General features: G+C 62.6%; 10 protein-coding genes. 6 read left to right on the plus strand and 4 right to left on the minus strand.

What is annotated here, in order from left to right; translation table 11 throughout:
- The first annotated feature begins 149 nt into the window (after window positions 1–149).
- Genes hemA through kdsA form a run of 6 tightly spaced genes read left to right on the plus strand, consistent with a single transcriptional unit; the run spans window position 150 to window position 5,524 of the window.
- On the plus strand, window positions 150–1,412 hold the full coding sequence (gene hemA, locus REA38_RS12040; protein ID WP_033638164.1) for a glutamyl-tRNA reductase: 1,263 nt from the start codon (window positions 150–152) through the stop codon (window positions 1,410–1,412).
- Window positions 1,413–1,443: 31 nt separating this feature from the next.
- Entirely contained in the window at window positions 1,444–2,529 is a 1,086-nt protein-coding gene (gene prfA, locus REA38_RS12045) for a peptide chain release factor 1 (RefSeq protein WP_033638166.1), read from the plus strand.
- Window positions 2,529–3,362 (plus strand): peptide chain release factor N(5)-glutamine methyltransferase, encoded by an 834-nt coding sequence (gene prmC / locus REA38_RS12050; protein ID WP_308885940.1) that lies wholly within the window; start codon window positions 2,529–2,531, stop codon window positions 3,360–3,362. Before prfA ends, prmC begins: the two co-directional genes overlap by 1 nt.
- Before the next feature lie 41 nt (window positions 3,363–3,403).
- Window positions 3,404–3,805, plus strand: a complete 402-nt coding sequence (locus REA38_RS12055) for a SirB2 family protein (protein WP_170310367.1) — start codon at window positions 3,404–3,406, stop codon at window positions 3,803–3,805.
- A complete protein-coding gene (gene sirB1, locus REA38_RS12060) occupies window positions 3,802–4,611 on the plus strand; it encodes an invasion regulator SirB1 (protein ID WP_033646388.1) in 810 nt (269 codons plus the stop codon). The genes REA38_RS12055 and sirB1 overlap by 4 nt, the downstream gene beginning before the upstream one ends.
- A gap of 58 nt (window positions 4,612–4,669) precedes the next feature.
- A complete protein-coding gene (gene kdsA, locus REA38_RS12065) occupies window positions 4,670–5,524 on the plus strand; it encodes a 3-deoxy-8-phosphooctulonate synthase (protein ID WP_004941087.1) in 855 nt (284 codons plus the stop codon).
- 47 nt (window positions 5,525–5,571) lie between these two features.
- On the opposite strand, the gene dauA is transcribed toward kdsA, so the two are convergent.
- The 4 genes from dauA to REA38_RS12085 form a co-directional block, all read right to left on the minus strand.
- Window positions 5,572–7,260, minus strand: a complete 1,689-nt coding sequence (gene dauA, locus REA38_RS12070) for a C4-dicarboxylic acid transporter DauA (RefSeq protein ID WP_308885941.1) — start codon at window positions 7,258–7,260, stop codon at window positions 5,572–5,574.
- Window positions 7,261–7,492: 232 nt separating this feature from the next.
- Window positions 7,493–7,978: a heme-degrading domain-containing protein gene (locus tag REA38_RS12075; RefSeq protein WP_101426813.1), complete on the minus strand. Its 486-nt coding sequence runs from the start codon at window positions 7,976–7,978 to the stop codon at window positions 7,493–7,495.
- 138 nt (window positions 7,979–8,116) lie between these two features.
- Window positions 8,117–11,590 (minus strand): transcription-repair coupling factor, encoded by a 3,474-nt coding sequence (gene mfd, locus REA38_RS12080; RefSeq protein ID WP_101426814.1) that lies wholly within the window; start codon window positions 11,588–11,590, stop codon window positions 8,117–8,119.
- A 22-nt stretch (window positions 11,591–11,612) separates the two neighbouring features.
- Window positions 11,613–11,861, minus strand: a complete 249-nt coding sequence (locus tag REA38_RS12085) for a hypothetical protein (protein WP_060418453.1) — start codon at window positions 11,859–11,861, stop codon at window positions 11,613–11,615.
- Window positions 11,862–11,882 lie beyond the last annotated feature (21 nt).

Consider the following 11,882-nt stretch of genomic DNA (forward strand, 5'->3'; position numbering starts at 1 on the left):
TCCTGCTGTATTTATTGCTTATTCATTAATTGATGTCATCTATGACAGCGATTGAACGGAAGATGCGGTTGTTACTTTTATTGATCCCGCGCATCAAGTAGAATGCCGTTCAACGAGAACCCGTACCAAGATAAGTATTACTCGAAGCAATGACCCTGCTGGCGTTAGGTATAAATCACAAAACCGCTCCGGTTTCTCTGCGTGAAAGGGTGACCTTCTCGCCAGAGTCCATCGATGAGGCGCTGACCAGCTTGCTCCAACAACCGTTGGTGCAGGGCGGCGTCGTGTTGTCCACCTGCAACCGCACCGAGCTGTACCTCAGCGTAGAGCAGCAGGAACACATGCACGAGCAACTGGTCGCCTGGCTGTGCGCCTATCACAACCTGCGTCCGGAAGAGGTGAAGAAAAGCCTGTACTGGCATCAGGGCAACGACGCGGTCAGCCATCTGATGCGGGTGGCCAGCGGGTTGGACTCATTGGTACTGGGCGAACCGCAGATCCTCGGCCAGGTGAAAAAGGCCTTCGCCGAGTCGCAACGCGGCCAGTCGCTCTCCGGCGAGCTGGAGCGTCTGTTCCAGAAATCCTTCTCCGTCGCCAAGCGCGTGCGCACCGAAACCGACATCGGCGCCAGCGCGGTCTCCGTGGCGTTCGCCGCCTGTACCCTGGCGCGCCAGATCTTCGAATCGCTGGCCGATCTCAACGTATTGCTGGTGGGCGCCGGTGAAACCATCGAGCTGGTGGCGCGTCACCTACGCGAACACAAAGTGCGGCACATGATCATCGCCAACCGCACCCGCGAGCGCGCACAGCTGCTGGCGGACGAGGTCGGCGCGGAAGTGATCACCCTGCCTGAGATCGACGAACGTCTGGCGGACGCCGACATCATCATCAGTTCCACCGCCAGCCCGCTGCCGATCATCGGCAAGGGCATGGTGGAGCGCGCGCTGAAGGCGCGCCGCAACCAGCCGATGCTGCTGGTGGATATCGCCGTACCGCGCGACATCGAACCGGAGGTCGGCAAATTGGCCAACGCCTATCTGTACAGCGTGGACGATCTGCACGCCATCATTCAAAGCAACCTGGCGCAGCGCAAAGCGGCGGCGGTGCAGGCGGAATCGATCGTGCAGCAGGAAAGCACCAACTTCATGGCCTGGCTGCGCTCGCAGGGCGCGGTGGAAACCATCCGCGACTACCGTTCGCAGGCCGACCAAATTCGCGCAGAGATGGAAGCCAAAGCGCTGGCCGCCATCGCGCAGGGCGCCAACGTGGAGCAGGTGATACACGAGCTGGCCCATAAACTGACCAACCGTCTTATTCATGCCCCCACCAAATCCCTCCAGCAGGCCGCCGGCGACGGCGACGTGGAGCGGTTGCAGTTATTACGCGACAGCCTCGGGCTGGATCAGCATTAGTTTTCTCTATTAACAGGGTTTATTACCACGCATGAAGCCTTCTATTGTTGCCAAACTGGAAGCGTTACAAGAGCGCCATGAAGAAGTGCAGGCGCTGCTCGGCGATGCCGGCGTTATCGCCGACCAAGACCGGTTCCGCGCGCTGTCGCGAGAATACGCGCAGCTGACTGACGTCAGCCGCTGCTTCCTGGAATGGCGTCAGGTGCAGGAGGATCTGGAGACGGCGGAAATGATGCTGGACGATCCGGAGATGCGCGAGATGGCGCAGGAAGAGCTGAAACAGGCGCGGGCGGCCAGCGAAGAGTTGGAGCAGCAGCTGCAGGTGTTGCTGCTGCCGAAAGATCCGGACGATGAGCGCAGCTGCTTCCTCGAAGTGCGCGCCGGCACCGGCGGCGATGAGGCGGCGATCTTCGCCGGCGATCTGTTCCGCATGTACAGCCGCTATGCGGAAAGCCGCCGCTGGCGCGTCGAGGTGATGAGCGCCAACGAAGGCGAGCACGGCGGCTTTAAAGAAGTGATCGCCAAAGTCTCCGGCGACGGCGTGTACGGTCAGCTGAAGTTTGAATCCGGCGGCCACCGCGTGCAGCGCGTGCCGGAAACCGAATCCCAGGGGCGCATCCACACCTCCGCCTGCACCGTGGCGGTGATGCCGGAAGTGCCGGAAGCCGAGCTGCCGGACATCAACCCGGGCGATCTGAAAATCGACACTTTCCGCTCCTCCGGCGCCGGCGGCCAGCACGTTAACACCACCGACTCGGCGATCCGCATCACCCACCTGCCGACCGGCATCGTGGTGGAGTGCCAGGACGAGCGTTCACAGCACAAAAACAAAGCCAAGGCGATGTCGGTGCTGGGCGCGCGCATTCGCGCCGCCGAGATGGCCAAGCGCCAGCAGGCCGAGGCGTCCACTCGCCGCAACCTGCTGGGCAGCGGCGATCGTTCCGACCGTAACCGCACCTACAACTTCCCGCAGGGGCGGGTGACCGACCACCGCATCAACCTGACGCTCTACCGTCTGGACGAGGTGATGGAAGGCAAACTGGACATGCTGATCCAGCCGATCGTGCAGGAGTATCAGGCCGACCAGCTGGCTGCGCTGTCCGCCGAGCAAGAGTGATGGACTATCAACACTGGCTGAAAGCCGCCGCCGCGCGTTTGACCCACAGCGACAGCGCCCGGCGCGACGCGGAAATCCTGTTGGGTTTCGTGACCGGCAAGGCCAGAACTTTCCTGATGGCGTTCGGGGAAACCCTGCTGACGCCGCCGCAGCAACAGCAACTGGAGACGCTGCTGGCGCGCCGCGAGCGCGGTGAGCCGGTGGCCTATCTGGTGGGCGAGCGCGAGTTTTGGTCGCTGCCGCTGTCGGTTTCGCCCGCAACGCTGATCCCACGCCCGGATACCGAATGCCTGGTGGAACTGGCGCTGGCGCGTCTGCCGCCGCAACCCTGCCACTTCCTCGATCTCGGCACCGGCACCGGCGCCATCGCGCTGGCGCTGGCCAGCGAGCGCCCAGATTGTTCGGCAATCGGCGTCGATGTGCAGCCGGAGGCGGTCGCGCTGGCGCAACACAATGCGCACAAGCTGAAGATCGACAACGTCCGATTTCTACAGGGCAGCTGGTTTGCGCCGGTGGCGGGGCAACGCTTCGCGCTGATCGCCAGCAATCCGCCCTATATCGACGCCGCCGATCCGCATTTGTCGCAGGGCGACGTGCGCTTCGAGCCGGGCAGTGCGCTGATCGCCGCCGATCATGGGCTGGCGGATCTGGCCGCCATCGTGGGCCAGGCGCCGCACCATTTGCAGCCGCAGGGTTGGCTGCTGTTGGAACATGGCTGGCAGCAGGGCGAGAGCGTGCGCGTGCTGCTGCAGGCCGCCGGATTTTCCGCTGTCGCCACCCACCGTGATTACGGCGACAACGACCGCGTGACGCTCGGCCAATGGCCGGGATAATCGCCACTGATAATAACGACGCCCGGGCCATTTAAGGGAGCATCATGACTGCATACACCGCGTTGAAACATTTCCATTTGCTGACGGTCGCCATCAGTATTACCTTGTTTGTGCTGCGTTTCTTTTGGCAGTGGCGCCGCTCGCCGATCATGGGCCGCCGCTGGGTCAAGGTAGCGCCGCACCTGAACGACACACTGCTGTTCGTCAGCGGCATCGCGCTGGTGGTGACGTTCGGGTTTTATCCGCTGCTGGGTATGGACTCATGGCTGACCGAGAAGCTGTTTGGCGTTATTATCTATATCCTGCTTGGCTACGTCGCATTGGGCAAGAAGACCAAAAGTCAGCGGCTGCGAACCGTGGCGTTCGTGCTGGCGTTGGGCTGCCTGTACCTGATAATTAAACTTGCCACGACGAAAATACCGTTTCTGATGGGATACCTATGAGTAGCATTGCTGATTTTGAATTTAACGCCTCGCCGCTGAGCGAAGGGGTGATCCTGGTGTCGCAGTCGGTGCGGCGCGATTTCCCGGCTGCCGACGTGGAGCGCAAGCTGCAACAGCTGGTAGACGAAGCGCGCGCGGCGGTGCCGGCCGATATCACTCAGGAGCAGCAACTGGATGCGCTCATCGAGCTGTTTTACAAGACCTGGGGCTTCGGTGGCGCCAGCGGCGTGTACCGCCTGTCGGACGCCATCTGGCTGGACAAGGTGCTGGAAGGGCGGCAGGGCACGCCGGTCTCGCTGGGCACCATTTTCCTGCACATCGCCAACGCGCTGGATCTGCCGCTGCTGCCGGTGATTTTCCCCACTCAGCTGATCCTGCGCGCCGACTGGCTGGACGAGGAGCTGTGGCTGATCAACCCGCTTAACGGCGAAACCCTGAGCGAACACCAGCTGGAAGTGTGGATCAAGGGCAACCTGGGGCTGGGCGCCGAGCTGGAAGACGACGACCTCGACGAGTCGGAGAACATCATGGTGGTGCGCAAGATGCTCGATACGCTGAAGGCCGCCCTGATGGAAGAAAAACAGCTGGAAATGGCGCTGCGCACCAGCGAAACGGTGCTGTGCTTCGATCCGGAAGATCCGTACGAGATCCGCGACCGCGGGCTGATTTACGCCCAGCTGGAGTGCAACCATATCGCGATTTCCGATCTCAACTATTTTGTCGAGCAGTGTCCTGAAGACCCGGTCAGCGAAGTGATCAAAGTGCAGATCCATTCGATTGAGCCGAAACAGGTGACGCTGCATTAATTCAATGACTCCGCGCAGTGTGCAAGGCGACGGTTACAACCTTAACAAAGGCGAAAGCATGAAACAGAAAGTGGTTAGCATTGGCGATATCGACGTAGCAAACGATCTGCCGTTTGTGCTGTTTGGCGGTATGAACGTGCTGGAATCGCGCGATCTGGCGATGAGCATCTGCGAACACTACGTCACCGTGACGCAAAAACTGGGCATTCCTTACGTATTCAAGGCCTCTTTCGACAAGGCCAACCGCTCTTCCATTCACTCGTACCGCGGTCCGGGCCTGGAAGAAGGGATGAAGATCTTCGAAGAGCTGAAAAAAACCTTCGGCGTGAAAATCATCACCGACGTGCATGAAGCGGCGCAGGCGCAGCCGGTTTCCGAAGTGGTTGACGTGATCCAGCTGCCGGCCTTCCTGGCGCGCCAGACCGATCTGGTGGAAGCGATGGCGAAAACCGGCGCGGTGATCAACGTCAAGAAGCCGCAGTTCGTCAGCCCGGGGCAGATGGGCAATATCGTCGACAAGTTCAAAGAGGGCGGCAACGACCAGGTGATCCTGTGCGATCGCGGCAGCAACTTTGGCTATGACAACCTGGTGGTCGACATGCTGGGCATCAACGTGATGAAAAACGTGACCGGCGGCCATCCGGTGATCTTCGACGTGACCCACGCGCTGCAGACCCGCGATCCGTTCGGCGCCGCGTCCGGCGGCCGTCGCGCTCAGGTGGCCGAGCTGGCGCGCGCCGGCATGGCGGTCGGCCTGGCCGGTCTGTTCCTCGAAGCGCACCCGGATCCGAACAACGCCAAGTGCGACGGCCCGTCCGCGCTGCCGCTGGACAAGCTGGAGCCGTTCCTGGCGCAGATGAAAGCCATCGACGACCTGGTGAAGAGCTTCCCGGAGCTGGATACCAGCAACTAAGCGCTCGTCACCATAAAAAAAGCCCGACTCGTCGGGCTTTTTTACGTTTAGGCGCCGGTGGCCGCCAGCGCTTCCGGCAGCGTCGGGTAGAACTGCAGGCGGCCCTCGATCGGTTGCACCCGCGCGCGCGCCAGGGTTTTCAGCGGCTGGAACGGCACGTCGGTGATCACCAGCTTTTTGTCCGCCGGCAGCTCGTCGATAAAGCGCCGCAGGGCGCTCAGGCCGCCGGCGTCGAGCACCGGCACCGCATCCCACTGCAGCACGATCGTGCGGTAGCCTTCGCTGCGCGCCAGCAGTTCGGTAAAGATGCGCTCGGCGGCGGCGAAGAACAGCGGGCCATTCACCCGCAGCACCAGGCGGCCGTGGTCGGCGCTCAGCTCACTCAGCTTTGTCATACGGGCGATACGGCGCATAAACAGCAGCGACGCCAGCACGATGCCCACGGTAATGGCGATCACCATGTCGAACAGCACCGTCAGCGACATGCACAGCAGCAGCACCAGAATGTCGTCCTTCGGCGCCCGGCGCAGCAGGTAAACCACCTTGTGCGCCTCGCTCATGTTCCAGGCGACCATCAGCAGCAGCGCTGCCATCGCCGCCAGCGGCAGGTAAGAGAGCCACGGCGCCAATACCAGCAGTGCCAGCAGCACCAGCAGCGCGTGGATAATGGCGGACACCGGCGAGGTGGCGCCGGCGCGCACGTTGGCCGCCGAACGGGCAATCGCGGCGGTGGCGGTAATGCCGCCGAAGAACGGCGCGATGATGTTGCCCGCGCCCTGGCCGATCAGTTCGCTGTTCGAGTTGTGCTTCTTGCCGGTCATGCCGTCGAGCACCACCGCGCACAGCAGCGATTCGATCGCGCCGAGCATCGCCATCGAAAACGCCGCCGGCAATAGGGCGGAAACGGTTTGCCAGCTCAGGGTGAACGGCTGCCCGCCGCCGCCCGGCAGATCCCAGGGCAGCAGCAACTGCGGCAGGATCGGTGGGATGCCCTGTCCGCTGCTGCCGTCGGCCAGCAGGTAGCTGAAGCGCGAGCCGATGGTCGCCACCGGGTGATCAAACAGCGCCAGCAGCCCCATCAGCGCAGTGCCCGCCAGCAGCGCCGGCAGGTGGCCAGGCACCCGCAGGCCGAGCTTGGGCCAGAAGATCAGGATCAAGAGCGTCACCGCGCCGATCAGGGTATCGCCGAAATCCAGCGTCGGCAGCGCCTGCAGCAGGACGTGCAGTTTGCTGACGTAATTTTCCGGCGTGTGCGCCAGCTGCAGGCCGAAGAAGTCCTTGATCTGCATGGTGGCGATGGTGATGGCGATGCCGGAGGTAAAGCCGAGCGTCACCGGCAGCGGAATGTACTCGATCAGCCGGCCCAGGCGCGCCAGCCCCATCAGCAGCAGAAATACTCCGGAGATCAGCGTGGCGACCAGCAGGCCGGCCAATCCGAACTGCTGCGAAACCGGATAGAGGATCACCACGAAGGCGGCGGTGGGGCCGGAGACGCTGTAGCGCGAACCGCCGCTGACGGCGATGACGATGCCGGCGATGGCGGCGGTATACAGGCCGTACTGCGGCGGCACGCCGCTGGCGATCGCCAGCGCCATCGCCAGCGGGATGGCGATAATACCGACCGTCACCCCGGCGATAGCGTCTTTCAGCAACCGCGCCAGGCTATAAGGTTCCCGCCAGCAGGCGTCTATCAGCGCGCTGAAGGGGCGAATTTTGTTTATTTCATGCGTTTTCATCTACGGTGCGTACCAAATCTTCAAAAGTGAAAGGAATGGCGGGCCCGATGAGGTCCGTCTTGTCACGTGACAGATACCATACGCCTTTTGTTCAGCGGATTACCAGACCTGTGTCAATTTGGCGCAGGAAATCAGAGAGTCGCCCTTTTGTTTGGCGCTAAATGCGGATAATAGATAAGTCAGCCGCAGATTCTGCGGCTGAAAAGGAAAGGAATAATCAAGGTTTTAACGGCTAGTTGAGCGCGGGCAGGGATAAGCCGAGAAAGTGGGCTAAAGTGCTTACCAGCAGCTGGTGATCTTCCTTCTGCGGCGCGCCGGAAATGCTGATGCTGCCGACGCAGCCGAGGCCGGTCAGGGTTAGCGGGAAGGCGCCGCCGTGCACCGAATAGTCGCGCACGCTCAGCCCGTAGCGCTCTTCCAGCGACGTTTGCCGCTGCTGCAGGCGCAGGCCGATGGCGTAAGAGCTTTTGTGAAAATGGTTCACCAGATTACGCTTGCGCCTCACCCAGTCGGCAATGTCCGGCGTGGCGCCCGCCATGGCGTAATAAAACAGCGTTTGCCCGGCCAGTTGGATCTCGATGGCGATGCTCAGGCCGCGCCGCTCGGCGGCGGTTTTCAGCGCCGCGCCCAGTTCCCAGGCGGTGGCGGCGTCAAAATGGGTAAAGGCCAGCGTCGCTTCCTGTTCGCTGAGCGCCTGCAGTTCATCGTCGATATTCATGCGGTTCTCCCCCAATAACACAGGGCACAGAGTAGCCTGAAGCGCCTGGGGAGGGATAGAAGGCTTGGCGATAAGATAGAACCGCCCGGCCGCAGCCGGGGATGGGAGTGTGCGCCCCGGCGAGCGGGGCGCGTGGCCTCAGGCCGCCAGCGTGTGTTCGCGGAAGGCGTCCAGCAGCTCTTCGGTGAACGCCAGGCGTTTTTGGCGATCGGCCAGATCGAGCGTGAACTTCAGCTTGCTCGGGCCGTCCAGGCGGTAAACCTGCGGATTGCCTTGCAACAGGCCGATCAGATAACCGGGATCGACGCGGTTGTTGTCGCCGAACTCGATAAAGCCGCCGCGCTCGTTGCTCTCGATGCGTTTGATGCCCAGCTTCTGCGCATGCAGGCGCAGCGCCGCGCACTGCAACAGGTTGCGCGCCGCGTCCGGCAACTGACCGAAGCGGTCGATCAGCTCGACTTTCAGCTCATCCAGCTCGCCGTCGCTCTTCGCGCTGGCGATGCGCTTGTACAGCGACAGGCGGGTATTGACGTCGGGAATGAAATCTTCCGGCAGCAGCGTCGGCATGCGCAGTTCCACCTCGGTCTGGCTGCTGGTGAGATCTTCCAGCGACGGTTCGCGGCCATTTTTCAACGCATCGACGGCGCTTTCCAGCAGCTCCATGTAGAGCGAGAAGCCGACGGTGGTCATCTGGCCACTCTGGTCTTCGCCCAGCAGTTCGCCGGCGCCGCGGATCTCCAGATCGTGGGTCGCCAGCGCGAAACCGGCGCCGAGATCTTCCAGCGACGCGATGGCCTCGAGCCGTTTATGGGCGTCGGCGCCCATGGCTTTCGGGTTTGGCGTCAGCAGATAGGCGTAAGCCTGGTGGTGCGAGCGCCCGACGCGGCCGCGCAGTTGGTGCAGCTGCGCCAGGCCGAAGCGATCGGCGCGCTCGATGATGATGGTGTTGGCGCTGGGAATATCGATGCCGGTTTCGATGATGGTGGTGCACACCAGCACGTTGAAGCGCTGGTGGTGGAAATCGTTCATCACCCGTTCCAGATCGCGCTCGCGCATCTGGCCGTGGCCGATGGCGATGCGCGCTTCCGGCACCAGCTCCGCCAGGCGCTGCGCCGCTTTCTCGATGTTTTCGACGTCGTTGTAGAGGTAGTAAACCTGGCCGCCGCGCAGCACTTCGCGCAGGATCGCCTCGCGCACCACCAGGCTGTCGTATTCGCGCACGAAGGTCTTCACCGCCAAGCGGCGCGCCGGCGGGGTGGCGATGATCGACAGATCGCGCATGCCGCTCATCGCCATGTTCAGGGTGCGCGGGATCGGCGTGGCGGTCAGCGTCAGGATATCGACGTCGGCGCGCATCGCCTTGATGCGCTCCTTATGGCGCACGCCGAAGCGGTGCTCTTCATCGACGATCAGCAGCCCCAGGTCTTTCCAGCGCAGATCGCTCTGCAACAGCTTGTGGGTGCCGATGATGATATCCACCTTGCCTTCTGCCGCGTCGTCCAGCACCTGCTGCTGCTCTTTGGCGCTGCGGAAGCGCGACATCATCTCGATGCGGATCGGCCAGGTGGCGAAGCGATCGCGGAAGTTGTCGAAGTGCTGCTGCGCCAGCAGGGTGGTCGGCACCAGCACCGCCACCTGCTTGCCGTTTTCCACCGCTAGGAAGGCGGCGCGCATCGCCACTTCGGTTTTGCCGAAGCCGACGTCGCCGCACACCAGGCGATCCATCGCCAAAGGCTGACACATGTCGCTCAATACGGCATTGATCGCCTGTTCCTGATCCGGCGTGGTTTCGAACGGGAAGCTCTGGCAGAACAGCTGATACTGTTCGCGGTTGTGTTTGAAGGCGAAACCGGCCTTGGCGGCGCGCTGGGCGTAGATATCCAGCAGCTCCGCCGCCACGTCGCGCACCCGCTCGGCCGCTTTCTGCCGCGCGCGCGTCCAGGCGTCGCCGCCCAGTTTGTGCAGCGGCGCGTTTTCGTCCGCGCCGCCGGCGTAGCGGCTGATCAGATGCAGCGAAGAAACCGGCACGTACAGCTTGTCCTCACCGGCGTAGGAGAGGATCAGGTACTCGGCCTTGATGCCGCCGGCCTCCAGCGTGGTCAGGCCGACGTAGCGGCCGACGCCGTGCTCCAGGTGCACCACCGGCTGGCCGGGATGCAGCTCCGCCAGGTTGCGGATCAAGGTATCGGTGTTGATGGTGCGCCGGTTGTCCTGCCGGCGGCGGCTGACGCGCTCGCCGAGCAGATCGCTTTCGCAGATCAGCGCCCGCCGGCGCAGGCCGTCGAGGAAGCCGTGTTCGGCGGCGCCGACCATCATGTAACGGCCCGCCGTTTCCGCCTGATCGAGGCGCTGAATCAGCGCCGGCGCCAGCTTGATGCGGCCGAGCAGATCCTGCAGCGTTTCACGCCGCCCCTCGCTCTCGACGGAGAAAATCACGCTGCCGTCGAAGCCTTCAATAAAGCGCCGCAGGTTATCCAGCGGGGATTTATGCTGCGCCTGCACCGCCAGATCGGGCAGGGCATGGTAGTCCAGATTGGTATTGCCGGCCTTGGCCGGCAGCTCATCGGTTTTCAGCGCGATGCGCGGCCAGGCCTTCAGCTCGCCGAACAGCGCGTCGACGCGCAGCCACAGCGTATCCGGCGCCAGCAGCGGGCGCATCGGATCGACGCGGCGGCTTTCGTAACGCTGGTTGACGTCTTGCCAGAAGCGCTCGGCGGCGCCCTCCAGATCGCCGGTATTGACGATCAGCGTGTTGGCCGGCAGGTAGCTGAACAGCGACGGCAGCGGCTGGCTGAAGAACAGCGGTTGCCAGTATTCGATGCCGGCCGGCCAGGCGCTTTTGCTGACCTGCTGATAGATGTGCTCGGCGTCGCGGCGCACCTCAAACTGCTCGCGCCACTGGCTGCGGAACAGCTCGATGGCGTTCTTGTCGGTGGGGAACTCGTGGGCCGGCAACAGATTGATGGCCTCGACTTCGCTCAGCGTGCGCTGGGTATCGACGTCGAAGATGCGCAGGCTGTCGATTTCGTCATCGAAAAAGTCGATGCGGTAAGGCTCATCGCTGCCCATCGGGTAAAGATCGAGCAGCGCGCCGCGGGTGGCGAATTCGCCGTGTTCCATCACCTGATCGACGCTGCGATAGCCGGCCTGTTCCAGCTGCGCGCGCAGCTTGTCGCGCGACAGGCGCTGGCCTTTCTTCATCACCAGCGCGTGGCCGTGCAGGAACTCGTGCGGGCAGACGCGCTGCATCAGGGTATTGACCGGCAAAATGATCACGCCGCGCGCCATGGTCGGCAGATGATACAGGCTCGACAAACGATCCGAGATGATTTCCTGATGCGGCGAGAAGCTGTCATACGGCAGGGTTTCCCAGTCGGACAGCGTAGTCACCATCTGGTCGGTGAACTGCTGGATCTCGTCGCGCAGCCGCAGGGCGTTTTGCATGTCCGGCGCGATCAGCATCACCGGGCCAGGGTGGCGTTCGACGATCTCGGCGCACTCCACGGCGCAGGCCGCGCCGGTCAATTGCCCCAGCTGGCGCAGATCGCCTGCGCGATCGGGCAGAGAATAACGAGGGGATGAGGAACGGTTACGGCTATCGGAAGTGCTCATTCAGGTATCTTTAATCAATGTGTTAGAGGGCGTTCCGGCACGGATAACCCAGCGCCTTTATGCTGTTTATAGTAGCCCAGCGGCCGGCAAACTGACACAGCAAAAAGCGCTGCTCATCGCTTTTTTGCCGGTTATTTAACCGGTTGACGCCGTCGACTTTTTGCGGCAACGGGTCGATATTGCGCTCATCTGCCGCCGCCGTTCTCCTCTGCGCCACGCAATAAAAGGCCGTCGGGTGTTCCCTAAACGAGGGAGAGCCTTTATCATCCATGATCACTTTGCTTAAGCCACG

The sequence above is a fragment of the Serratia sp. MF1(2023) genome, assembly GCF_030954545.1.
In the GTDB taxonomy this organism is placed as follows: Bacteria; Pseudomonadota; Gammaproteobacteria; order Enterobacterales; family Enterobacteriaceae; genus Serratia; species Serratia sarumanii.